Source organism: Pseudomonas sp. GB2N2, assembly GCF_054897705.1.
Genome location: NZ_CM142701.1, coordinates 3,298,146 through 3,322,342 on the forward strand (window position 1 = coordinate 3,298,146; position 24,197 = coordinate 3,322,342).

A 24,197-nucleotide genomic window follows, 5' to 3' on the forward strand; every position below is an offset into this window, starting at 1 on the left:
GAGCTGCCGAAGGCTGCGATCTTTTGACCTTGCTTGGGATTTTCAAGATCAAAAGATCGCAGCCTGCGGCAGCTCCTACAGGGTATCAGGCAGTTTCTTTCTTGATGCGGAACCAAGCCGCATACAGCGCCGGCAAGAACAGCAACGTCAACGCCGTCGCCACGATCAATCCACCCATGATCGCCACCGCCATCGGCCCGAAGAACACACTGCGCGACAGCGGAATCATCGCCAGCACTGCGGCGAGCGCGGTCAATACAATTGGCCGGAAGCGCCGCACCGTGGCTTCAATAATCGCGTGCCACGGCTTGAGCCCGGCGGCGATGTCTTGCTCGATCTGATCCACCAGGATCACCGAGTTACGCATGATCATCCCGGACAGCGCGATGGTCCCGAGCATGGCGACGAAACCGAACGGCTGACGGAACACCATCAGGAACAGCGTCACGCCGATCAATCCCAAAGGCGCTGTCAGAAACACCATCAACGTGCGTGAGAAACTTCGCAGTTGCAGCATCAGCAAGGTCAGCACGACTACGATGAACAGCGGCACGCCGGCCTTCACCGAGTTCTGCCCACGGGCCGAGTCTTCGACGGTACCGCCGACTTCCAGCAAGTAGCCATCGGGCAGTTCGGCGCGGATCGGATCGAGGGTCGGCATGATCTGCTGCACCAGCGTCGCCGGTTGTTCCTTGCCGTAGATGTCGGCGCGGACCGTGACGTTGGGCAAGCGGTTGCGGTGCCAGATGATGCCTTCTTCAAAACCGTATTCCAGCGTCGCGATCTGAGATAGCGCGACGCTGCGACCGTTGTCGGTCGGCACGGCCAGGCTCGGCAGCAACGACAGCTCGGTACGCTCATGCAAGGTGCCGCGCAGGAGGATTTCGATCAATTCGTTGTCCTCGCGGTACTGGCTGACGCTGGAGCCGGTCAGCGAACTCTGCAAAAACTTCGACAGGGCCGCGGTGCTCACGCCGAGCGCGCGGGCGCGGTCCTGATCGACGTTCAGGTACACCACTTTGCTCGGCTCTTCCCAGTCCAGGTGGACGTTGACCACATGGGGGTTTTCGCGAACCTTGGCCGCCACTTTACGAGCGAGGGCGCGAACTTCCTCGATGTGTTCACCCGTGACCCGGAACTGCACCGGATAGCCAACCGGCGGGCCGTTTTCCAGACGCGTCACCCGCGAGCGCAGGGCCGGAAATTGTTCGTTGAGGGTTTCGATCAGCCAGGTGCGCAGGGTTTCGCGCTCCTCGATGGTCTTGGCCAGAACGACAAACTGGGCGAAGCTTGCCGCCGGCAGTTGCTGGTCCAGCGGCAGGTAGAAACGCGGGGAACCGGTGCCGACGTAGGCCACGTAATTGTCGATGCCGGCGTGATCCTTCAACAGGCCTTCAAGCCGTTTGACCTCGTCGGCGGTGTTGCTCAGTGAAGCGCCTTCGGCCAGCTTCAGATCGACCATCAATTCCAGGCGTCCCGACGCCGGGAAAAATTGCTGCGGCACGAAACGGAACAACACGATGGAGGCAATGAACAACACCACCGTCAGAGTGATCACCGTTTTGCGCCAACGTACACACCACTCGACCAGGCGTCGGACGCGCGCATAGAACGGCGTGGCGTAGGGATCGGGCTGATCCGTGCCATGTTTGGCTGCGTGAATTTTCGCCAGGTCCGGCAGGAGTTTTTCCCCCAGGTACGGTACGAACACCACGGCGGCAATCCACGACGCCAGCAGCGCAATAGTCACCACCTGAAAGATCGACCGGGTGTACTCGCCGGTGCCCGATTGCGCGGTGGCAATCGGCAGGAACCCGGCGGCAGTGATCAGTGTACCGGTAAGCATCGGGAACGCAGTGCTGGTCCAGGCGTAGCTCGCGGCTTTGATCCGGTCGAAGCCTTGCTCCATTTTGATCGCCATCATTTCTACGGCGATGATCGCGTCGTCCACCAGCAGACCCAGCGCCAGGACCAGCGCGCCGAGGGAAATCTTGTGCAGGCCGATGCCGAGGTAATACATGCAGGCGAAGGTCATCGCCAGCACCAGCGGAATCGCCAGGGCGACCACCATGCCGGTGCGCACGCCGAGGGAGAAAAAACTCACTAGCAACACAATCGCCAGCGCTTCCACCAGCACCTGAACGAACTCGCCGACCCCGGTTTTCACCGCCGCCGGCTGATCGGACACCTTGCGCAGTTGCAGGCCGGCCGGCAGGTTTTTCTGGATTCTGTCGAACTCGATTTCCAGCGCCTTCCCCAGCACCAGAATGTCGCCGCCGTCCTTCATTGCCACCGCCAGACCGATGGCGTCTTCGGCCATGAAGCGCATGCGTGGCGCCGGCGGATCGTTGAAACCGCGACGAACGTTGGCGACATCGGAAATCCGGAACGTGCGATCTCCAACGCGGATCGGGAAGTTTTTAATCTCTTCAACTGTCTGAAAATTCCCCGAGACCCGTAGCTGCAATCGCTCGCTGGTGGTTTCGAAGAAGCCGGCCGTGGACACCGCGTTCTGCTCTTCAAGCGCTTGCTGCACAGCGGCCAACGGCAAGCCGAGGGTGGCGAGCTTGACGTTGGAGAGTTCGATCCAGATCTTCTCGTCCTGCAACCCGAGCAGGTCGACCTTGCCCACATCCTTGACTCGTTGCAGCTGGATCTGGATGCGGTCGGCGTAGTCCTTGAGCACCGCGTAATCGAAGCCGTCGCCGGTCAGGGCGTAGATGTTGCCGAAGGTGGTGCCGAATTCATCGTTGAAAAAAGGGCCCTGGATGCCGGGTGGCAGAGTCTGGCGAATATCGCTGATCTTCTTGCGGACCTGGTACCAGAGGTCGGGGATGTCCGCCGAGTGCATGGAGTCGCGAGCGACGAACGTCACCTGGGATTCACCCGGACGCGAGAACGAGACGATGCGCTCGTACTCGCCGGTTTCCATCAGTTTCTTTTCAATGCGCTCGCTGACCTGGCGCGACACTTCCTCGGCGGTCGCGCCCGGCCAGTTGGTGCGAATGACCATGGCCTTGAACGTGAACGGCGGGTCTTCGCTTTGCCCGAGCTTGGTGTAGGAAAGCGCACCGACAATCGCCAGCAACAGCATCAAGAACAGTACGATCTGACGATTACGCAGCGCCCATTCAGAAAGATTGAAGCCCATCGGAATTACTCCTTGTCCGCCAGATTGACCACGCGGTTGGAGCGATCCACCGGGCGCACCTGCTGCCCGTCGTGCAGCACGTGCACACCGGCCGCCACCACCCAGTCACTGGCGTTCAGCCCTTCGAGCACCGGCACGCTTTTCTCGCCGAATGCACCGACCCGGACCGGCGCTTTCTTCAAGGTGTTGTTGGCGCCGAGCACCCAGACATAAGTGGCGCCGTTTTCTGCGGTGAGCGCCGACAACGGCACGGACAGCGCCACCACGTTGGCAGTCTGGATAAACACCCGGGCGCTCTGACCGAGTTCGGCCGGGACTTTGCCGGCGGTGAAGGCGATGCGCGCGGCGAAGGTGCGGGACTTCGGATCGGCGGCAGGCGACAGCTCACGAATGCGCCCGGCGAAACGTTGATCGGGTTGCGTCCAGAGTTCGACGGAAACTGCCTGACCGACCTTGAAACGGCCGAAGTTCTGCTCCGGCAGGCTGATCAGCACTTCCCGCTCGCCCTCGGTGGCGAGGGTGAATACGGTTTGCCCGGCGGCAACCACTTGCCCGACTTCCACCGCACGCTTGGCGACGACGCCGTCCTGCGGTGCGCGCAGCACCGCATAGCTGGCCTGGTTGGTCGAGACGTTGAACTCGGCCTTGATTTGCTTCAGGCGTGCTTCACCGGATCTGTAGAGATTTTCGGAATTGTCGTACTGCGAGCGACTGACCATCTGACGGTCCATCAAGGTTTTGTAGCGGTCACGCTCGGCGCGTACCAGACTCAGGTTGGCTTCGGCAGCCGCCACCTGGGCACGCGTGGCTTCCAGTTGCAGGCGTACATCCTGGGGATCGAGTTCCGCCAGCGGCTGATCGGCCTTGACCCGCTGCCCCTCTTCGACCAGTCGTCGGCTGACTTTGCCGCCAATGCGAAACGCCAGCTCGGGTTCGTAGCGGGCGCGGACTTCACCCGGATAGCTTTCCATCGCTTGGGCCGAAGGCTCTGGCTGAACCACCATGGCCGGTCGAACGGTGACTTGCGGCGCCTCCTCGTGACCACACGCAGACAATAAAAACGCCAGACTGACTGGCAACGCGAGGGGCAAGGCATAGCGGAACATGGTGAAGGACCTTTCGCTAATGGTGCTTGGAATAATTATACTGGCCAGTATGTTATTAATAGCAAACTCACCAGTCCAGTATTAAAAGCGAATAATGCCGAACAATCTTTCAGCACCCAATGGTCCGGGCCGCCCCAAGGATCTGGCCAAGCGCCAGGCAATCCTTGATGCGGCGAAAACCCTGTTCCTGAGTAACGGCTACGCGAGCACCAGCATGGACGCCGTCGCCGCCGAGGCTGGTGTGTCGAAGCTGACCGTCTACAGCCACTTCAACGACAAGGAGACGCTGTTCTCCGCTGCCGTGGTCGCCAAGTGCGAAGAGCAATTGCCTACGCTGTTTTTCGAATTGCCTGACGGAATTTCGGTAGAGACGGTGCTGCTGAACATCGCACGCGGCTTTCATCACCTGATCAACAGCGATGAATCGGTGAACCTGCACCGGTTGATGATGACGCTGGGCAGCCAGGACCCGAGACTCTCGCAAATCTTCTTCGAGGCAGGACCGGAGCGCATGCTGCATGGCATGGAACGCTTGCTGAGCAAGGTGGACCAGAGCGGTGCATTGAGCATTGAAAAACCACGCAACGCAGCGGAGCACTTTTTTTGCCTGCTGAAGGGCGCGGGGAATTTTCGATTGTTGTATGGCTGCGGCGAGCCGTTGACCGGGGATGCGGCGGAGGACCATGTGCGGGAAGTGGTGGGATTGTTTATGCGGGCTTATGGGAGAGGGGCAGCCTCAAGTTGTTAGCTTCAAGCTGCCAGTTAGAGCACCGCTTGAAGCTTGAAGCTTGAAGCTCAAGGCTTGAGCGCCTTCTTCGGATAAATGTCATACCGACTGGATTTCCCGTCTAGCGCATGACTCGGCTTCGGCCCCGCAATACACGGCGCCTTGCGCGGACGCTTGACCACCACCCGATGGCTGGCCAGCGCCAATGCCGCTTCGAGCAACGCCGGCGCATCCGCGTCATCCCCCACCAACGGCCGGAACAAGCGCATTTCCTTTTTCACCAGCGCGGTTTTCTCGCGGTGCGGAAACATCGGGTCGAGGTAGATCACCTGCGGCGGTTCGCCCTCCCAGTTGCGCATGACCTCGATCGAGTTGCCCTTGAGCAAACGCATGCGCGCCACAATCGACGCCACGTCGAAGTCTTCTGCGCCCCGCGCCAAACCGTCCTCCAGCAACGCTCCGATCAGCGGCTGGCGTTCGATCAGGCTCATTTCGCAGCCCAGGCTCGCCAGCACGAACGCGTCCTTGCCCAGCCCCGCCGTAGCGTCCAGCACGCGCGGACGTACGCCCTGCGCAATGCCAACGGCTTTGGCGATCATCTGCCCGGTGCCGCCGCCGAACAACCGACGATGGGCCGCGCCGCCTTCGACGAAGTCCACGCGCACCGGGCCGGGTGCGTCCGGCCCCAGCTGTTGCAACTGCAAACCCTGCTCGCCGACCTGCAAGGCAAACTCACCGTCAGTCACCTGCAAAGGCAGGCCCAGGCGCTCGGCCCATTGCTCGGCCTGTGGCTGAAAAGCCGCGCTCAAGGCCTCGACATGGATGCGGCAAGCCGCCGGTTGCTCAATCATGGGAAAACACGCTCAAAAAAATTAATGATCGGCAGAAACTGCCGATAACAAAACTAACGGGCATTTTGCCAGAGCTGAGCGTCGACCGAGAGAAATGTCAGACATTCAACGCACATCGATAGGTTACATCTCGCCCTACGGCGATTTTGGCCTGCGAAACTCCCAAGCACTGAGCGGCGTCAGTCACCTGTGGCAGGATTTTTTTGCCCAGGCAGTAGCCGATCAGTCGGGCGATGTCGTGCCGGCTTCTCTGGATTTCCCGCCCGTCGATCTCGACAGCCCGGTCGAACCTACGATTGGCAGCGAGCTGTTGGCGCACATTGTTTCCCAGCGCGAATGCGACGTGCAGGAAACCCAGGTCAAGCCACCCGAGCCGTTGTTCCTGCCGATTGCGGAGTTCGACATGGCGCTGGCGGACAAACCATTCCCACCATTCCCGCCAGCAGAAATCGCGGCTCAACAAAAGCAGCAGAATTTCGAAAGCGGCTGGGTTCGCCCGATTGTGCTGACGGCAGGCCAACCCGTGCCAGAAGCCGGCCCGGCGCCACAACCGCGCCCACTGCACCTGCCGATCGCCGAATTCGAACTGGACCTGCTGGACAAGCCTTTCCCGCCGTTCCCGGCCACAGAGCTCGCGGAACAACAAAAGAACTTCGATTTCGATATCGGCTGGGCTCGCCCGATCGTCCTGCAGAACCTGCGCATCGCCGCCTGATCCGCGATAACAAGCCCTCAGCGACACACCCACCACGGCCCGACATCCACGTGGAAATGATTGCGATGGGCGGCGTTGTAGTCCGGGCTCAACACCACACTGAACATCTCGCAGGCGCCGTCGCGGACCTGGCGTAAAAACCCTGCGTCCTGATTATCCTTAGGCCAGTCCTTGAGCACGCTGATCGAGCGGCCATCGGCGAGGCGAAACCCGGCGATGTCCAGTGCGTTCGCCGTCGCATGCTGGCTGACCCGGCCAGTCTCACGGCCATAGACGTTGCGGCAGGCAAAACTGCCCAGATGATCGACGCGCGTGACCGCTTGGCCGTAGACCGCCTGCGCAGCCGGTTGCAGGGCGTGACGCTCGAACAGGGCAAACGACACGGCCAGTCGACAACTGGCGAGGAAACTGCTGCTCAGGGCCACGTCGCCACCCTGCACACGCAAGATGTCGGTCAAGGGACATTTGCCGTCGGGGCTGTCGGCCTGAGGGGCGAACCGTAATCCGGAACTGCTCAACGCCTGTTCGCACAATTGCGGATCATCGCGCAGCCGCATCAACTTGTAGCGGGTCAACAGATTCGGCTCGGCCTTCACGTCCAGCGGCGCCCACGGGTTCCACTGCGTCGGCAACGAGATCCAGCCGCGCCAGACGCTCACCGCCGCCACGCCGAAGATCAGCACCAAAAACAACAGCACCCGCAAAAACCGCATCGTCAGCCCTTGAACAGCTTATTGGCCTGCGCATACGCCATGGACCGCGACGTGAAGCCAAACGTGCCCGAGGTCTTGATCTCCTCCGCCGCACGGTAAAACTCGCCAAGCGCCGCCAACGCCAGCGCCGAACCGACACTGATGCGCTTGACGCCCATGTCGCTCAATTGCTCGACCGTCAGTTTCAAACCGCCGGACATCAGCACATTGACCGGTTTCGGCGCCACGGCGCGCACCACCGCCAACACGTCCTCGGCACTGCGCAAACCTGGCGCATACAGTACGTCGGCGCCCGCTGCGGCGAACGCTTGCAAGCGGCGAATGGTGTCGTCCAGATCGAGGTTACCGTGCAGGAAATTCTCCGCCCGCGCCGTCAGCGTGAACGGAAACGCCAAACTGCGGGCGGCGGCGACGGCGGCTTCAATCCGCGCTACGGCATGCTCGAAACAGTAGATCGGCGCGTCGGCACGGCCGGTCGCATCTTCGATCGAACCGCCGACAGCGCCCGCAGCAGCGGCGCGCAAAATGCTTTGGGCGCATTCGGCTGGGTCGTCGGCAAAACCGTTTTCCAGATCGACCGCGACCGGCAGGTCAGTGGCCGCGACAATCGCCCGAATATTCTCCAGGGTATCGTCCAGCGTCAGCCCGCCATCGGGACGGCCTTGGGAGAAGGCATAACCGGCACTGGTGGTCGCCAGCGCCTCGAAGCCCAGGCTGGCGAGCATTTTCGCCGAGCCGGCGTCCCACGGGTTGGGAATGACAAAAGCCCCGTCGCGTTCGTGCAACGCTTTGAACGCTTGGGCTCGAAGGGTTTGCGCATCCATTGGCAGGCTCCTGAAAAAGGCAGGGAATCCGCCTCAGAGCAAACCAAGTTGCTCCGCGGCGGGTTCTCTGTATAGCTCAGGCAGCGGCGGCAGGCCAGGCAAACGCAGCATCAGTTGTGCGTGAAAACGTTGCGCGAGTTTTGCCGCCAGCAAGTTGTCGGCGGTGTGCAGAAAGATATAGGGCGTGCGGCCTTCTTCGATCCACACGGCGATTTTCTCGACCCAAGGCACAAGAAACGGGTCGTTGGCTTGCAGTTGCGGATGGCCAATGAAGCGCACTTGCGGGCATTGCGTGAAGGCCGTCGGGCGGGGCGGGACTCTGGGCTTCTTGGCTTGGGCGTGAAGCACCGAAGGTTCAGTGGACGTGCAACTGAACAACGCACGCGGATCAAGGCAGATGCGTTCGACGCCGCGATCCCGCAGCAGTCGATTGAGCGAACGCTCGGCTTCACCCTTGGCGAAGAAAGCATCATGCCGCACTTCAATCGCCATGGGCCGGTCCACAGCGTCAATAAAACCCGCCAGTTCGTGCAAGCGTTGCGGCGTGAAACTCTTCGACAATTGCAGCCACAGCGGCGACACCCGCTCGCCTAACGGGCTGAGCAATTGCAGGAAAGTGTCGGTGGCGGTCAATTGTTCGCGCAGGTCGCCACCGTGGCTGATGTCGCCGGGGAACTTGGCAGTGAAGCGAAAATCGGCGGGCATGGTTTCGGCCCAACGCTGCACGGTGCTGGCAGCAGGGCTCGCGTAGAAGGTCGTGTTGCCCTCCACGGCGTTGAATACGTGTGAATAGAGTTTCAGAAAATCGGAAGTTTTTGCGTCTTGCGGATAGAGGTAATCGCGCCAGGCGTTTTCACTCCAGGACGGGCAGCCAAGGTAGTAAGGCAGCCGCATCAGATGTACAGGTCTAGGCCCAATACGTCCGCATCCCAATCGACAAAACCGGCGGTGCTGAGATAGCTGGCCAAAGCCATCGCCACGCTTTTGCTCATGGCGCGGTGGTAAATCATGTCTTGTTGGCGCGCTGGCAGATTGCTCAGACGTTGCGCCGAGGCTTTGGCAGCGCGGGCAGCCATTTGCTCTTCGGTAGGGAATTCAAGTTCGCCGTCGATATCGACGTAGTCGTCCTCAACCACAGACTCTTTGCGAGGCTTGCGCTTGATGGGGTAGGACTGTGAGGAAAGGCCGTCTATACGCATAAGTTCATGCTCGGTATCGATGATGGCAGTCTAGTGGCACCTGAGCCACTTCGCAAACCGCCGAGTGATAACTAGAACACAGAAAAGCGAAAAGGTTTAAAAGCGCCGGGTATAAAACGACGATTGGCGGTGGCTGGGAGGACGCCATCGCTGGCAAGCCAGCGATGGGACCAACTCGGTCGAGTGAGTTAGCGCGCCTTAGGCGTCGCCACTTTATCCCGCAAATAAACCGGCTGCGCCTCATCCGCGACAATGCCTTCACCGCGCTCCCAGGCAAACCGCGCCAGCGTCAGCAGGTCCTCGGCATGAGGCAGCATGCCCGCATCCTGACCGCTCAGTTTGACGGCAATGCGCTCGCCATACCCCCAACCGGTGCCCGCTCCAAACCAATCACCGCGGGCATCGGCCGGCAACGCGACGGCTTCCGGTGGCAACACAGCTTCGTTGCCGACCAGGCGCATCTCCCCCGCCGTTTCGCGATAGCAACCCCAATACACCTCATCCATGCGCGCATCGATAGCCGCCGCGACCTGACTGACGCCATGCTCGCGATACGCCCGTTGCGCCAGCACCGCGAGGTTCGACACCGGCAGCACCGGGCGTTCCAGCGCAAACGCCAGGCCCTGCACCACGCCAATGGCAATGCGCACGCCAGTGAACGCGCCCGGCCCACGACCAAACGCGATGGCATCCACCGCTTGCAGGGTGGTCCCGGCATCGGCGAGCAATTGCTGGATCATCGGCAACAGTTTCTGCGCATGCAGGCGCGGAATCACCTCGTAATGGCTCGTGACTTTGCCTTCATGCAGCAAGGCAACGGAGCAAGCTTCAGTCGCGGTGTCCAGGGCCAGCAAGGTGCTCATCGATGTGTCCGTAAGAGAGGGTCAGAAAAAGTGCGCCAGTATAAACAACTACGGCCCGCAAGCGGGCCGTAGACGATCAAGCGTCTGTCATTTCAGCGCTTCGAGCACCTTGCCGGTGATCGCTTCAACCGAGCCGACACCTTCAATGTGGGCGTACTTCGGTTTGCCCTCAGCGGCGGACAGCTCCTGGTAGAACTTCACCAGTGGCTCGGTTTGAGCGTGGTAGACCGAGAGACGGTGACGCACGGTTTCTTCGGTGTCGTCTTTGCGCTGCACCAGCTCTTCACCGGTGATGTCGTCTTTGCCGGCAACTTTCGGCGGGTTGTAGACGATGTGGTACACACGACCGGAAGCCTCATGCACGCGACGACCGGCGATACGCTGGACGATGTCTTCGTCCTTGACGTCGATTTCGACCACGTGATCTAGCTGGACGCCGGCCTTCACCAGCGCTTCGGCCTGAGGAATGGTGCGCGGGAAACCGTCGAACAGGAAACCGTTGGCACAATCCGCTTGGCTGATGCGTTCCTTGACCAGATTAATGATCAGGTCATCGGATACCAGACCACCGCTGTCCATGACGCTCTTGGCAACCAGGCCCAGCTCGGTGCCGGCCTTGACCGCAGCACGCAGCATGTCGCCGGTGGAGATTTGCGGGATGCCGAACTTTTCGGTGATGAACTTTGCCTGAGTACCTTTACCGGCCCCGGGAGCTCCCAGCAGAATGACGCGCATCGATGTGCTCCTCAATTTTTATATAGATAACAACGGATTCGCCTCGTGGGGCCAATCTCAAAACAGGGTCGTGACCGCCCAAACGGCCAAAGGCTGATCAAGATACACAGCAGCTCCTACGCGCACAAGCCGCCGAAAGTCGGAGAAACCCGCAACGTGTGTGACCTTTCGACGGGGTACACCAAGTCGCAACCCCGTCATTAACCCCGTCATTAACTGCCGCCTGACAGACATCTGACGCTCGCCCCAACAGGCACCGGACGGACTCGCCAGGTGCCTGACCCCACAGCGAAAACCTTAGCCGGTATTTCGCAAACCGGCGGCAATCCCCGCCACAGACACCAGCAACGCCTGTTCTACCGGGCTGCCCTGTGCCACTTCCTGTTGCCGGGAACGTGCGAGCAACTCGGCCTGCAATAGATGAAGCGGATCGAGGTAGGTGTTGCGCAGGCGGATGAATTCGAGGGTGTCTGGGCTATGTGCCAGTAGCTGCGACTGACCAGTCAACCCCAGGACCACCGCACAGGCCTGCGACAATAGGTCGCGTAAATGCGCACCCAAAGGCAACAAATCCGGCTCGACCAGCCGCTCATCGTAGGAAAGGGCGATGTCGGCATCGGCCTTGGCCAATACCATTTCCAGCATGTCGATGCGCGTGCGGAAGAATGGCCACTGTTCGCGCATCTGTCCCAGCAACTCGCCCTCGCCACGCTCCAGCGCCTTGCTCAGTGCCGCTTCCCAGCCAAGCCAGGCCGGCAGCATCAAGCGTGTCTGGGTCCAGCCGAAAATCCATGGAATTGCCCGCAAGCTCTCGATCCCGCCGGCGCGACGCTTGGCCGGACGGCTGCCCAGCGGCAGGCGTCCAAGTTCCTGTTCCGGGGTGGACTGGCGGAAGTACTCGACGAATTGCGGATTCTCGCGCACCACGGCGCGGTAAGCGCTGACACCGTCTGCTGCCAATTCGTCCATCAAATGGCGCCAGGCGGGTTCCGGTGGTGGCGGGGGCAGCAAGGTCGCTTCCAGCACCGCGGCTAGATAAAGATTGAGGTTTTGCTCGGCGATGTCTGGCAGGCCGAATTTGAAACGAATCATTTCGCCTTGTTCGGTGGTGCGGAAGCGCCCCGCCACCGAACCCGGCGGCTGCGACAGAATCGCCGCGTGCGCCGGTCCGCCGCCACGGCCAACGGTGCCACCGCGACCGTGGAACAACAGCAGTTCCACTTGCTGCTCTCGGCAAATATCGACCAGGCGTTCCTGCGCCCGATACTGCGCCCAGGCTGCCGCCGTGGTGCCGGCATCCTTGGCCGAGTCGGAGTAGCCGATCATCACTTCCTGCGGGCCTTGCAGGCGCGCGCGATAACCCGGCAGCAACAGCAATTTCTCGATCACCGGACCAGCGTTGTCGAGGTCGGCAAGGGTTTCGAACAGCGGCACCACGCGCATTGGCCGCAACACGCCAGACTCTTTGAGCAGTAGTTGCACGGCGAGCACGTCGGACGCGGCGCCGGCCATGGAGATCACGTAAGAGCCAAGCGAGGCGCCCGGCGCGGCCGCGATTTCCCGGCACGTCGCCAACACTTCGGCGGTGTCGGCGGAGGGTTTGAAGTACGCCGGCAGCAACGGCCGACGGTTGTTCAGTTCACGCATCAGGAACGCGATGCGCTCCTCTTCGCTCCAGTCTTCGTAGCGACCGAGGCCCAGGTAATCGGTGATTTCGGTCATCGCCGCCGAGTGGCGCGACGAATCCTGCCGCACGTCGAGACGCACCAGGAACAGGCCGAACGTCACCGCCCGACGCAGGCAATCGAGCAACGGGCCATCGGCGATCACGCCCATGCCGCATTCATGCAGCGACTGGTAGCACAGCTCCAGCGGATCGAGCAGGTCGCGGTTGTTTTGCAAGACCTCGGCGGGCGCCGGGGTCGTGCTCGTCAAGGCGGCCTGCGCCCAGCTACGGGTGGCGCGCAGACGTTCACGCAATTGTTTGAGGACCGCGCGATAAGGTTCGGCGCTGTCGCCGGCCTTGGCTTTCAGCGCGTCGCTGGCTTGCTGCATCGACAGCTCGGCGGCGAGGTGATCGACATCACGCACGAACAAATCCGCCGCCATCCAGCGCGCCAGCAGTAACACCTCACGGGTCACGGCAGCAGTGACGTTGGGATTGCCGTCACGGTCGCCGCCCATCCACGAGGCAAAGCGAATCGGCGCGGCCTCCAGCGCCAAGTGCAGGCCAGTGGCGTCGTGCAGGGCTTTGTCGGCCTTGCGCAAATAATTCGGGATCGCCTGCCACAGCGAATGCTCGATCACCGCGAAACCCCACTTGGCTTCGTCCACCGGCGTCGGGCGGGTGCGGCGGATTTCCTCGGTGTGCCAGGCTTCGGCGATCAGGCGCTGCAACTTCGCTTGAATCTGTTCGCGCTCGGCGCTGGTCAGGTCGCGGTGATCCTGGGCGGCCAGTTGTGCAGCGATGGCATCGTATTTCTGAATCAGGGTGCGGCGCGCGACTTCGGTCGGGTGCGCGGTCAGAACCAGGTCAATTTCCAGCCGTCCCAACTGCCGGGCCAACGCTTCAGCGCCATGGCCGGCGGCGAGAAGACGCGCCAGCAACTCCGGCAACACTCGCGTTTCAAACGGCGCAGGTTGCGATTCTTCGCGGCGATGAATCAGCTGATATTGCTCGGCGATATTCGCCAGGTTGAGAAACTGGTTGAACGCCCGCGCGACCGGCAGCAACTCGTCTTCGGTCAACTGGTTGAGGCTGGCGCTCAGCTCGGCGTCCATCGAACCGCGCCGGTCGGCTTTCGCGCCTTTGCGGATCTGCTCGATCTTGTCGAGAAAACCGTCCCCGTACTGTTCACGAATGGTGTTGCCCAACAGCTCACCCAACAGGTGAACGTCCTCGCGCAAGCGTGCATCAATATCGGTCATCAGCCGTTCTCCAGCGAAAAATCCGGGGGTGCTTTTTCCATAGAGAGTGCCGCTGTGAAGCGCTTCTTACAAGCAGACGACGAAGGGACTTTAAACCTTGTGCGTTCGAGCTAGTCTGAAGAGTGAGCCGTACAACGGCTTTCTCCGGCGCTGACCGGACACTCACTTGCCTGCTACAAGCAGGAGCGTTACGAGGTTTTTATGAAAATCCGCGAACTGGCCCAGCATTGGGAAGAAAACGCCAAGGGGCGCCTGACGGACACCGGCTACAAGATTCATCTGGATGTCGAAGCAGCCGCGCGACTGGCGGCGATCATCGACATGTACCCGAAACGGCATCCGGAAGAGTTGCTCGGCGAGTTGATCGGCGCGGCGCTGGAAGAGCTGGAAAAAAGCTTCCCGTACGTGAAGGGCTCGACCGTGGTGGCCACCGACGAAGAAGGTGATCCGCTGTACGAAGACGTCGGCCCGACCCCACGTTTCCTGGCATTGTCACGTCGGCATTTGCATGATTTATCGTCGGTCGATGACAAGCAGAAACACTGAATTTGGCATCGCACTTGTAGGAGTGAGCCTGCTCGCTCCAACATTTGGCTTGCGTACTCTTCCGATATCGGGTGTTTCCGCTGCTGAAATACCGCCTCCCACCGCCAAAGTTCCCGCTTTAGAGCCTTGTCCATTCGGTCAAAGTTTTTTCGGCGCCAGGCCATCTTCTCTGAACTTTTAAAAAATGCCTCGGGTCGTACCCAGTAACCACGCCTGGGACGGCCGTTGCAAAAACGCCTCGAAAATTAATGGTTGCGGCTCCTTGCCCAGGATGGATTTTTTAGTTTTTCAGGAGTTATTCCAATGGAGTTGAAGACCATGAAGATCAGCACTGCCAAGTCCTCGTTCACGTCCTCGTCCAGTCACTTTCGCAGCCTGAAACTGGCCGCCCTGGCCATCGGCAGCAGCTTCGTGCTGGCCGGTTGCGCCGGCAATCCGCCGACCGAGCAATACGCCGTGACTCAATCGGCCGTGAACAGCGCCGTGAGCGCTGGCGGCACCGAGTTCGCAGCGGTAGAGATGAAGTCGGCCCAAGACAAGCTCAAACAAGCCGAAATTGCCATGCACGATAAACAGTATGCCGAAGCCAAAGTGCTCGCCGAGCAAGCTGAATGGGACGCGCGCGTAGCCGAACGCAAAGCCCAGGCGATCAAAGCCGAACAAGCGGTGAAGGACTCTCAGAAAGGGGTTCAGGAACTGCGTCAGGAAAGCCAGCGCACCGTGCAATAAGCGCCGCTGCGACGCATTTCTTCTCGACTTACTCGACTTAAAAGGACGATACCCACATGCGCAATCAATTGATGATCCCTGCCCTGCTGGCCGCAAGCGTTGCATTGGCCGCCTGCTCGACGCCGCCTAACCAGAACCTGGAACAGGCCCGCACCAACTACAGCGGCCTGCAAGCCAACCCGCAAGCGAGCAAAGTCGCGGCGCTGGAAACCAAAGACGCCAGCGATTACCTGGACAAGGCCGACAAGGCTTATCAGGACAAACGCGACGCGAACGAGGTTGATCAGCTGGCCTACCTGACCAATCAGCGGGTTGAAGTGGCGAAGCAAACCATCGCCCTGCGCACCGCTGAAGCCAACCTGAAAAACGCTGCAGCCCAACGTGCCCAAGCGCGACTGGATGCCCGCGATGCGCAGATCAAGCAGCTTCAGGACAGTTTAAACGCCAAGCAGACCGATCGCGGTACGCTGGTAACCTTTGGTGATGTGTTGTTCGCTACCGACCGTGCCGACCTGAAATCCAGCGGCCTGGTCAACATCAACAAACTGGCGCAGTTCCTTCAGGAAAACCCGGACCGGAAAGTGATCGTCGAAGGCTACACCGACGCCACCGGTACGGCTTCGCACAACCAGTCGCTCTCCGAGCGTCGCGCCGATTCCGTGCGCACCGCGCTGGTGAAGATGGGCGTCGATCCTGCTCGCATCGTGGCCCAGGGTTATGGCAAGGAATACCCGGTGGCTGAAAACGGCAGCGTTTCCGGCCGGGCGATGAACCGTCGGGTGGAAGTGACTATTTCCAATGACAACCAGCCGGTGATTCCGCGTTCGGCGGTTAGCTCGAACTAAGAGCTTCACGCAACGAAAAAAGCCCTGCCTGATTTGATCAGGCGGGGCTTTTTAACTGAAGTCGCTCGTCAACCGTCTGTCGCTACTGTCATTTCTGACAGTGGGCAGCTTGATGCATGGCAGGTAACACTCAAGCTCCACCCCAAATCGCGGGCACAAGGAGCATAACCATGCGAGCGCGGATCATTTTCACGACACTGTGTGCGGCGGTAATTTTGGCAGGTTGCGCCCCAACCAAAAAACCCTCGTTACACTCTTATTGGTCCTCCGACCAGGGAGATGCCTTACCCACGGACATTCCACTGCCCATACCAGGAATAAATGAGCGCCCAGTGGTGGGGACTAAAACTGTTCTGGTAATGGTGGTGCACTGGTCTGATGGAGACGAACTGAACCACCAATTAATCAAGAAGCAAACACTCTCCACGGACCAAGACTCCTTACAAACCTACATCAGCGTAGCTTCCCAAGGAAAACTCAACCTGACCGGCCAGGTAATTGAAGGCACATCAATTCCTCGACCGGATTCATGCAAAGGCGGGCCAGATAAACCGGTAACATTTGCACTTGAGGAAGGAAAAAAAATAGCAATTGCGCAAGGAATCAATCCGAATAATTTTGACTACCTGATTAGTGTGATCAGTTGTGGTGGTGGCGCGATCGCACACACGCCTGGAAATATAATCGTAGTTTTTGGGCAGCCTGGTAGCGCCCATGTATTCAAACACGAATTCGGGCACAATCTGGGTTACAACCATGTACAAACTTACACAAAATGTCAGTCATACCAAAATACTGTGTGGGCCCCCGTGTCTTGCACAGCAATAGCCAATGGCGACTCGGGGGACCCTTTATCTGGGGGCTCAGCAGTCTATCCCGCCAATAATCTTTGGTACTCGGGCTGGCTGAGCAGTTCGCAAATGAACATAGCTGAAAGAACCGGTCGGTATGTGCTTGCTAGGTCGGGTTCATTATCTACCCTCATGCCAAAACTCATTTTAATTAACCGTAGCACTTCGCCTAAGCAAATAGCACTGGAACTTAGGCAAGCCAATCATATGTACGGGCAGTTTCCACCCTCTGATAATCGCGTAAGGGGTGTATGGGTGAGATTTACCGACATGACGGGGACCTTAAGTAACTACCAACTCGACGCCTCTCCCGGTACCCCTTCGACTGATGACCCAACATTACAGCCAGGACAAACTCTGAGAGATTCGCAAAGCAAAACTGACGTCAAGGTTTGTCGCGTCTCCGAAGAGTATGCAGAATTAGCGATCGCCCTTAACAATGAACCAATGCCGTCCTGCGATTAGCAAAACAAGATAATGTCATTCTCGCTAACGATTCCCCTTCCTTTTTTCTGCAGCCAGGTTAAAAGAAAAAGGGGAATACTCGGCTTAATTCATTGCTCTAATTTCGGTGTTTCCTGCCCCATGCAACGCACCGCCTGCTTCTTGTTGTTGACTAGCACCCCGGTCAAACCTTTCTGTTCGGTATCAAACATCACCAGCACGCCATCGATGCACTGCGCCACTTGGGCCGCCGGCTCCAGGGAGACTTTGTAGTCTTCGCCCGGCACGGTTTTGAGCAGGGTGAACTCACTGAGCAACAGCGCATCTTCAGGTTTGGCGAAGTGCAGGTAACCGTAGAACCACAGGGCCCCGACGGTGCCGAGGATGGTGCAGATACCGGTGATGATCAGCGGGATGGCGTTACGTTCTTCACTCATTGCGGACTCTCTGGTGGTTCATCTTCTGAATTCGGGGGGGCCGGGTAATTGGGGATTTCACCCAGTCGGCGCAGGCCGTTGAAATGCTGCGGGTCTTCGAGATAACGCAGCATCACTTTGCGCCACACCGGATCGGCGAAGGTCTGCACATGACCGCCTCGGGTCAGTTGCAGCACGCGCGGCGGCGGCGCAGCTTGATACAGCTGGATGCCGTTGGAAAGGGGCACGATCGGATCGTCGATGCTGTGGTAGATCAGTTTCGGCACGCCGTTGAGCTGCGCCATGGAGTTGATCGCGCTATCACCGTCCGGCACCAGCCACGACAGCGGCACCTGGAACGCCCATAACAGCCACGAATGACTCAGCGCAAACTGGCCGACGCTGCGGTAACTGGCGGGCACGCCGTCGAGGACGAAGGCCTTGAGTTGCTTCTGGCGTTCGGGATGCTGAACCAGATAGTGCACAGCCATGGAACCGCCGAGGCTTTGACCGAGAAGGATCAGCGGTTTGCCCTTGACCTCGGGTGCCTCATCCAGCCATTTGAACGCCGCGTCGATGTCCTGATAGATCGCCGGCAAACTCGGCTCGCCCTCGGACAGACCGTAACCGCGATAGTCGATCAGCAGGACCTGATAACCCTCTTCCGGCAACCACCAACTGCCACCGAGATGCATCGGCAGATTGCCGCCGTTGCCGTGCAGGTGCAGCACCGTGCCTTTGACCTCGACACCATGTTTCGCCGGCAGCCACCAGCCATGCAGCTTGAGGCCGTCGGCGGTGACGAGGGTGACGTCGCGGAATTCGAGCTTGGCTTTTGCCGGGGTGAATAGCTGACCCGGTTCGGGGTAGAACAGCAGCGAGCTGCAACCGCTCAGGGTCAGGAGAAGGCAGAGGATGCCGAGGATTCTCATCCGTTGAAACCTCGCGAAACAGGGTTGGAACACGAACCCAATGTGGGAGCGAGCCTGCTCGCGAAAGCGGTGTTTCAGGCAACATCACTGGCGAATGTTAAGCCGCTTTCGCGAGCAGGCTCGCTCCCACAGGGGAATTTGTCGTTTACAAAATGTTCGAGTAATCCGCTTCGATCCGGTCCAGGCTCAGGTGGTTCAAGAAGTTGGAGAAGCACATCCACGCCGACAGTGCGTTCATGTCGCGAAACTGTTCCGGCAGATATTTCGGCGGCACCACCAACCCTTCATCGACCAATTGGCGCAAGGTCCGCATGTCTTCCAGCGTGGTCTTGCCACAAAACAGCAACGGCACTTGCTCAAGTTTGCCTTTACGCACGGCCAACTGAATGTAGTTGTAAACCATGATAAAGCCCTTGAGGTAGGACAAGTCTTTGGTAAATGGCAGACCGTTCGGCACCGAGCCACGGAAAACCCGACTGGCGTTGCCGTAGCTTTCCGCCATCTCGAAGCCCTGCTCGCGGAAAAACTCGAACACCTGAAGGAAATCCGCGCCCTCCTCAACCATGTGAATGGCGCGGGTGCGGTTGGTCAGCTTGCGCAGGCGACTTGGGTAGGAGGCAAACGTGATGATCTCCATCAGGATCGCCAAGCCTTCCTGGGTCACCGTTGACGACGGCGGGCCTTTGGACAGGAAGGTGCAGATCGGCTGGTTCAAACCGTTGAGCGTGGTGCCGACATGCACCAGCCCTTCGTGAACTTCGAGGGCACGCACATCACGCTCGTTGAACATCGCATCGGTGCGGATCTTGATGTAGTCGGCACCGGCGGCCGCATCGGCGACGATCCCGTCGGACTCGAACACCCGAATGGTTTCTTCAGCCTCGCCAAACACTTTGCTCAAGCGCGTTTGCAACAGATTCACCGCGTCCTTGGCGGTGAGGATTTTCGGCTCGTCCTTCAGGTCGCCACGGCCATCAATGTTGTTGAGGTAATCGGAGAGCATCAGGCCGAGGTCGGAGAGGGTCGGGTCGCCGGCGTGAAACGCGTCGGACGCCGCACCGTACAACTCCTGGGAAATCAGGCCGAAATCCTCGGTGCCGCGCGCTTCGAGCATGCGCACCACCATCCGGTATTCCTTGCACATGCGCCGCATGATCTGGCCGACCGGGTTGAACTGGCCGAGCTGGCGGGTGATGTCACGCTCGATGTTCTGGAATTCCAGTTTCACTTTGCTGGAATCGAAGGACAGCGGCCGGTTCAAGTAATAATCGCGGTCCACCGCCGGCATTTCCTTGCCCTTGGCCTTGAGGAAACCCTTACGGATATTCTCGTCCCACTTCACCGCATCCAGGACCCGAATCGGCGTCTGTGCCAGCACAATGCGATCGGACAACATGCGTATCGTCTGCTGGTAATCGTCCACCCGAAACTCCTGTAGAAAAACCGTTATGTGTGGGGTTTATTTGGCTGTGGCCGGGCGCTGATAACGCACGGCCTCGATGAAGACATCGGAATTGGCCGGATCGTCGAGGTAGGCGAAGACTTGGTCCATGCGAGTGTTGATCAACACACCGTCACCGTCGTCGGTCTGGAAACCTTCGCCGCTGAGGACGTTCTGCCCCAGGGCCTGGTGGATCTGCTCGAGGTCGAGGTTATAGACCACCAGTTCATGCTTGTCGGTGAGTTCGAAACCGGCAATGGTGAAATGCCCGCCAAACTGCGCCGGGACTTTTGCCGAGAGGTACCAGCGGCTGCCGTGGTGCGAGACGGTGAAACGATAGGCTTCACGTTCCTTGGGCCTCGCCTTGAAATAGCTGACCGCCTGATAGCGATCGTCGCCGATGCGCGTCAGTTCCAGGTTCATCGGCTCGCCCCAGGCGTTGGTGCTGGTCCATTTGCCGAGCAATCCCTTGGGTGCGGGGTCGCTTGTGGCCAGCGGCTCCTTGAAGGTCACCAGACAGCCACTGAGCAGCAGGAACGACAAGGCGATCACAGCGACGCGCCAGGCTTTCATTCAACACTCCCTTTGGACACACGATCAGTTTCCTACACCGACGCCAATACCAGATGCATGTAGCGGGTCAGGATACCGAGCATTTCGGCTTCGGCGTCAGGCTTGGCGTCGTTGAGCAGGCCCTGATATTCCATCCGTCCGATAATCGCCGTCAACACTTTGGCATCCTGTTGCGGTTCGCGGGAACCCAGCACCTGGAAAAGCTGACACGAGCCTTGAAGGAGAATTTGCTGATGCGAGCGCACTAATATTGCCAGGCGCGGGTTGAGCAGTGCTTCCTGACGGAACGCTTGTTCGGCCATCAAATGTTCGCGGCGGTTGATCAATTGCCGATGGACATAGTCCGCCATCAACCGCGCAATATCGTCCGCCAGGTGCGAGCGCGACTCGGGACTGCCGTCGCCGCTGACCACCATCTCGCGCAGCAGGCCTTCGTTGTTCACCCACAACTTGCCCATGAACGCCGCGCTGCGCTCCACGTATTGGGCGAAGGTATCGGTGAGCAGGTCATCGATGTCCTTGAAATAATAAGTAGTGGCCGACAGCGGCACATTGGCTTCAGCCGCGACCGCACGGTGGCGCACGGCCCGCACGCCATCGCGCACGACAATGCGCATGGCCGCATCGAGAATGTCCTGTCGACGCTGCTCGCTGCCTTGGCGGCTGGCCTTGCGGCCCTGGTACTGAACACTTTCAGCGACTGCAGTGGCAATACTGGAGGAAAGAAGCGGCAAGTTTTGAGCTCCAAGCTGCAAGTAAAAGCGGACGGAGTTGGCTTGCAGCTTGCGGCTTGCAACTTACAACTGCCGCCTCTCCAGATTCAAAAAAAAGCCGCCTGACTGAGAGGCGGCTTCCACTTACGCTTGCGGCCGCATGTGCGGGAACAGGATCACGTCGCGGATCGACGGGGAGTTGGTCAGCAGCATCACCAGACGGTCAATGCCGATGCCTTCACCGGCCGTTGGCGGCATGCCGTACTCCAGCGCACGAACGAAGTCGGCGTCGTAGTGCATGGCTTCGTCGTCGCCGGCGTCCTTGTCGGCCACCTGCGCCATGAAGCGCTCGGCCTGGTCTTCCGCGTCGTTCAACTCGGAATAGGCGTTGGCGATTTCGCGACCGCCGATGAACAGCTCGAAACGGTCAGTGACGTTCGGGTTGTCATCGTTGCGACGGGCCAGCGGCGACACTTCGAACGGGTACTGGGTAATGAAGTGCGGCTGCTCCAGCTTGTGCTCAACCAGCTCTTCGAAAATCATCACCTGCAATTTGCCCAAACCTTCGAAGCCCAGCACCTTGGCGCCGGCCTTCTTGGCGATGGCACGGGCCTTGTCGATGTCGGTCAGGTCGTCTGCGGTCAGCTCAGGGTTGTACTTGAGGATCGAGTCGAACACTGACAGACGTACGAACGGTTCGCCGAAGTGGAACACTTTTTCGCCGTACGGCACGTCAGTGCTGCCCAGAACCAGCTGCGCCAGTTCACGGAACAGTTCTTCGGTCAGGTCCATGTTGTCTTCGTAGTCGGCGTACGCCTGGTAGAACTCCAACATGGTGAATTCTGGGTTGTGACGCGTCGAAACGCCTTCGTTACGGAAGTTGCGGTTGATCTCGAACACCTTCTCGAAACCGCCGACCACCAGGCGCTTGAGGTACAGCTCCGGTGCGATGCGCAGGAACATGCCCATGTCCAGCGCATTGTGGTGCGTTTCGAACGGCTTGGCCGCTGCGCCACCCGGGATGGTTTGCAGCATCGGCGTTTCGACTTCGAGGAAGTCGCGCTGCATCAGGAAGCTGCGAATGTGCGCAATCACTTGCGAACGGACGCGGAATGTCTGGCGCACGTCTTCGTTGACGATCAGGTCAACGTAGCGCTGGCGATAGCGCTGTTCGGTGTCGGACAGGCCGTGGTGCTTGTCCGGCAGCGGGCGCAGGGATTTGGTCAGCAGGCGCACGCGGGTCATTTCAACGTAGAGGTCGCCCTTGCCGGAACGGGCCAGGGTGCCTTCGGCAGCAATGATGTCGCCCAGGTCCCAGGTTTTCACCGAGGCCAGGGTTTCTTCCGACAGGGTTTTACGGTTGACGTAAACCTGGATGCGCCCGGACATGTCCTGGATCACCATGAACGAGCCACGGTTGAGCATGATGCGACCGGCAACCTTGACCGGGATTGCAGCCTCTGCCAGCTCTTCCTTGGTCTTGTCCGCGTACTGTTTCTGCAAGTCTTCGCAGTAGTTGTCACGGCGGAAGTCGTTCGGGAAGGCATTGCCCTTGGCGCGCTCGGCAGCCAGCTTTTCCTTGCGCAGGGCGATCAGGGAGTTTTCTTCCTGTTGCAGGGCTTGCGGGTCGAGTTCTTGGTCGCTCATGTCTTTAGATATTCCATCAGGTTCGTTGCCCCCGGCCGTGGGCCGGGGATCGCCGGCAAGCCGGCTCCTACAGGGGGATGCGGTGTTACAGGCCTTGTTTCAGGCTGGCCACCAGGTATTCGTCGATGTCGCCGTCGAGCACCTTGTCGCAATCGCTGCGTTCGATGTTAGTGCGCAAATCCTTGATTCGCGACGCATCGAGTACATACGAGCGGATCTGGTGACCCCAGCCGATGTCCGACTTGGTGTCTTCCAGCGCCTGGGACGCAGCGTTGCGTTTCTGCACTTCCTGCTCGTACAAGCGCGCCCGCAACATTTTCATCGCGGTGTCTTTGTTGGCGTGCTGGGAGCGTTCGTTCTGGCAGCTGACCACGGTGTTGGACGGTACGTGGGTGATACGTACGGCCGAGTCGGTGGTGTTTACGTGCTGACCACCGGCACCGGAGGAGCGGTAGGTGTCGATGCGCAGGTCCGACGGGTTGATGTCGATTTCGATGTTGTCATCGATTTCCGGCGACACGAACACAGCCGAGAACGAGGTGTGGCGGCGGTTGCCGGAGTCGAACGGGCTTTTACGCACCAGACGGTGCACGCCGATTTCGGTACGCAGCCAGCCAAAGGCGTATTCGCCCTTGATGTGCACGGTGGCGCCCTTGATCCCGGCGACTTCACCGGCCGACAGCTCCATGATGGTCGCGTCGAAACCGCGTTTGTCAGCCCAGCGCAGGTACATGCGCAGCAGGATGTTGGCCCAGTCCTGGGCCTCGGTGCCGCCGGAGCCGGCCTGGATGTCCAGGTAGGCGTTGTTGGCGTCCATCTCACCGCTGAACATGCGACGGAATTCGAGTTTTTCCAGCGACTCGCGCAGGCGCTCGACTTCGGCGGCAACGTCATCGACGGCGGCCTGGTCTTCTTCTTCGGCGGACATCAGCAGCAAGTCTTTGGCGTCAGCCAGGCCGGAATGCATTTCGTCGAGGGTTTCGACGATCTGCGCCAGCAGCGAACGCTCGCGGCCCAGTTCCTGGGCGTACGACGGGTTGTTCCAGACACTCGGATCTTCAAGCTCGCGATTGACTTCAGTCAGACGCTCATGCTTTTGATCGTAGTCAAAGATACCCCCGAATAGTTTCGGAGCGCTCGGACAGGTCCTTGATACTGTTAAGGATCGGGTTGATTTCCATGGCGGGCAGCACTCGTTGGCGAACTTTTGAAAGCCGGCGAGTATAACGTAATCGGGCTGTCACGGCA

The 24,197-nt window shown here is 59.6% G+C and carries 23 protein-coding genes; 6 read left to right on the forward strand and 17 right to left on the reverse strand.

Features of this window, described 5'->3' with window-relative positions; genetic code table 11:
• Nucleotides 1-85: 85 nt before the first annotated feature.
• The gene (locus ACYZT4_RS15350; protein WP_461980953.1) at nucleotides 86-3,151 is read right to left on the reverse strand and encodes an efflux RND transporter permease subunit; all 3,066 of its coding nucleotides are present in this window, start codon (nucleotides 3,149-3,151) and stop codon (nucleotides 86-88) included.
• A 5-nt stretch (nucleotides 3,152-3,156) separates the two neighbouring features.
• Nucleotides 3,157-4,257, reverse strand: coding sequence for an efflux RND transporter periplasmic adaptor subunit (locus tag ACYZT4_RS15355; RefSeq protein WP_461980955.1), 1,101 nt, complete (start codon nucleotides 4,255-4,257; stop codon nucleotides 3,157-3,159).
• A 94-nt stretch (nucleotides 4,258-4,351) separates the two neighbouring features.
• Here ACYZT4_RS15355 and ACYZT4_RS15360 point away from each other — a divergent pair, with 94 nt between their 5' ends.
• Complete coding sequence (locus ACYZT4_RS15360; RefSeq protein WP_461980957.1) at nucleotides 4,352-5,005, forward strand: TetR/AcrR family transcriptional regulator; 654 nt, start codon at nucleotides 4,352-4,354, stop codon at nucleotides 5,003-5,005.
• 47 nt (nucleotides 5,006-5,052) lie between these two features.
• Here the strand turns inward: ACYZT4_RS15360 and ACYZT4_RS15365 are convergent, their stop codons facing one another.
• Nucleotides 5,053-5,835, reverse strand: a complete 783-nt coding sequence (locus ACYZT4_RS15365) for a class I SAM-dependent methyltransferase (RefSeq protein ID WP_461980959.1) — start codon at nucleotides 5,833-5,835, stop codon at nucleotides 5,053-5,055.
• Between the two features lie 94 nt (nucleotides 5,836-5,929).
• Here ACYZT4_RS15365 and ACYZT4_RS15370 point away from each other — a divergent pair, with 94 nt between their 5' ends.
• Nucleotides 5,930-6,550: an energy transducer TonB gene (locus tag ACYZT4_RS15370; RefSeq protein WP_461980961.1), complete on the forward strand. Its 621-nt coding sequence runs from the start codon at nucleotides 5,930-5,932 to the stop codon at nucleotides 6,548-6,550.
• 17 nt (nucleotides 6,551-6,567) lie between these two features.
• Here the strand turns inward: ACYZT4_RS15370 and ACYZT4_RS15375 are convergent, their stop codons facing one another.
• From ACYZT4_RS15375 to ppc, 7 genes are all read right to left on the reverse strand, one after another.
• The gene (locus ACYZT4_RS15375; protein WP_461980963.1) at nucleotides 6,568-7,263 is read right to left on the reverse strand and encodes an extensin-like domain-containing protein; all 696 of its coding nucleotides are present in this window, start codon (nucleotides 7,261-7,263) and stop codon (nucleotides 6,568-6,570) included.
• Between the two features lie 2 nt (nucleotides 7,264-7,265).
• Nucleotides 7,266-8,087 (reverse strand): isocitrate lyase/PEP mutase family protein, encoded by an 822-nt coding sequence (locus ACYZT4_RS15380; protein WP_461980964.1) that lies wholly within the window; start codon nucleotides 8,085-8,087, stop codon nucleotides 7,266-7,268.
• 33 nt (nucleotides 8,088-8,120) lie between these two features.
• Nucleotides 8,121-8,981: a DUF72 domain-containing protein gene (locus ACYZT4_RS15385; protein ID WP_461980966.1), complete on the reverse strand. Its 861-nt coding sequence runs from the start codon at nucleotides 8,979-8,981 to the stop codon at nucleotides 8,121-8,123.
• Nucleotides 8,981-9,286, reverse strand: a complete 306-nt coding sequence (locus tag ACYZT4_RS15390) for a hypothetical protein (protein ID WP_461980968.1) — start codon at nucleotides 9,284-9,286, stop codon at nucleotides 8,981-8,983. The genes ACYZT4_RS15385 and ACYZT4_RS15390 overlap by 1 nt, the downstream gene beginning before the upstream one ends.
• A gap of 188 nt (nucleotides 9,287-9,474) precedes the next feature.
• Complete coding sequence (tsaB, locus tag ACYZT4_RS15395; RefSeq protein WP_461980970.1) at nucleotides 9,475-10,149, reverse strand: tRNA (adenosine(37)-N6)-threonylcarbamoyltransferase complex dimerization subunit type 1 TsaB; 675 nt, start codon at nucleotides 10,147-10,149, stop codon at nucleotides 9,475-9,477.
• 87 nt (nucleotides 10,150-10,236) lie between these two features.
• Nucleotides 10,237-10,884: an adenylate kinase gene (gene adk / locus ACYZT4_RS15400; protein WP_461980972.1), complete on the reverse strand. Its 648-nt coding sequence runs from the start codon at nucleotides 10,882-10,884 to the stop codon at nucleotides 10,237-10,239.
• A 297-nt stretch (nucleotides 10,885-11,181) separates the two neighbouring features.
• Nucleotides 11,182-13,812 carry a phosphoenolpyruvate carboxylase gene (ppc, locus tag ACYZT4_RS15405; protein WP_461980974.1) on the reverse strand — a complete coding sequence of 877 codons (2,631 nt, stop codon included), beginning with the start codon at nucleotides 13,810-13,812 and terminating at the stop codon, nucleotides 11,182-11,184.
• Nucleotides 13,813-14,013: 201 nt separating this feature from the next.
• Between ppc and ACYZT4_RS15410 the strand changes: the two genes are divergently transcribed.
• The 4 genes from ACYZT4_RS15410 (at nucleotide 14,014) to ACYZT4_RS15425 (ending at nucleotide 17,248) form a co-directional block, all read left to right on the forward strand.
• Complete coding sequence (locus tag ACYZT4_RS15410) at nucleotides 14,014-14,358, forward strand: pilin assembly protein (protein WP_461980976.1); 345 nt, start codon at nucleotides 14,014-14,016, stop codon at nucleotides 14,356-14,358.
• A 303-nt stretch (nucleotides 14,359-14,661) separates the two neighbouring features.
• Nucleotides 14,662-15,087, forward strand: a complete 426-nt coding sequence (locus tag ACYZT4_RS15415) for a DUF4398 domain-containing protein (RefSeq protein ID WP_461980978.1) — start codon at nucleotides 14,662-14,664, stop codon at nucleotides 15,085-15,087.
• 56 nt (nucleotides 15,088-15,143) lie between these two features.
• Nucleotides 15,144-15,932, forward strand: a complete 789-nt coding sequence (locus ACYZT4_RS15420; RefSeq protein WP_461980980.1) for an OmpA family protein — start codon at nucleotides 15,144-15,146, stop codon at nucleotides 15,930-15,932.
• 170 nt (nucleotides 15,933-16,102) lie between these two features.
• Complete coding sequence (locus ACYZT4_RS15425) at nucleotides 16,103-17,248, forward strand: transposase (protein WP_461980982.1); 1,146 nt, start codon at nucleotides 16,103-16,105, stop codon at nucleotides 17,246-17,248.
• An 89-nt stretch (nucleotides 17,249-17,337) separates the two neighbouring features.
• On the opposite strand, the gene ACYZT4_RS15430 is transcribed toward ACYZT4_RS15425, so the two are convergent.
• From ACYZT4_RS15430 to prfB, 7 genes are all read right to left on the reverse strand, one after another.
• A complete protein-coding gene (locus ACYZT4_RS15430; RefSeq protein ID WP_461980984.1) occupies nucleotides 17,338-17,664 on the reverse strand; it encodes a hypothetical protein in 327 nt (108 codons plus the stop codon).
• Nucleotides 17,661-18,575 (reverse strand): alpha/beta hydrolase, encoded by a 915-nt coding sequence (locus tag ACYZT4_RS15435; RefSeq protein ID WP_461980986.1) that lies wholly within the window; start codon nucleotides 18,573-18,575, stop codon nucleotides 17,661-17,663. The genes ACYZT4_RS15430 and ACYZT4_RS15435 overlap by 4 nt, the downstream gene beginning before the upstream one ends.
• A 145-nt stretch (nucleotides 18,576-18,720) precedes the next feature.
• A complete protein-coding gene (locus ACYZT4_RS15440; protein ID WP_461988694.1) occupies nucleotides 18,721-19,971 on the reverse strand; it encodes a flavohemoglobin expression-modulating QEGLA motif protein in 1,251 nt (416 codons plus the stop codon).
• A gap of 63 nt (nucleotides 19,972-20,034) precedes the next feature.
• Complete coding sequence (locus tag ACYZT4_RS15445) at nucleotides 20,035-20,589, reverse strand: hypothetical protein (protein WP_461980988.1); 555 nt, start codon at nucleotides 20,587-20,589, stop codon at nucleotides 20,035-20,037.
• A gap of 32 nt (nucleotides 20,590-20,621) precedes the next feature.
• Nucleotides 20,622-21,323 (reverse strand): TetR/AcrR family transcriptional regulator, encoded by a 702-nt coding sequence (locus ACYZT4_RS15450; RefSeq protein ID WP_461980990.1) that lies wholly within the window; start codon nucleotides 21,321-21,323, stop codon nucleotides 20,622-20,624.
• A 123-nt stretch (nucleotides 21,324-21,446) separates the two neighbouring features.
• Nucleotides 21,447-22,949, reverse strand: coding sequence for a lysine--tRNA ligase (lysS, locus tag ACYZT4_RS15455; RefSeq protein WP_461980992.1), 1,503 nt, complete (start codon nucleotides 22,947-22,949; stop codon nucleotides 21,447-21,449).
• 85 nt (nucleotides 22,950-23,034) lie between these two features.
• Nucleotides 23,035-24,130, reverse strand: a protein-coding gene (gene prfB / locus ACYZT4_RS15460) for a peptide chain release factor 2 (RefSeq protein WP_150630852.1) whose coding sequence is annotated in 2 segments (ribosomal slippage) — nucleotides 23,035-24,057 and nucleotides 24,059-24,130 — 1,095 coding nt in all. Because the reading frame shifts where the segments join, the coding sequence is not laid out codon by codon here.
• Nucleotides 24,131-24,197: the final 67 nt, after the last annotated feature.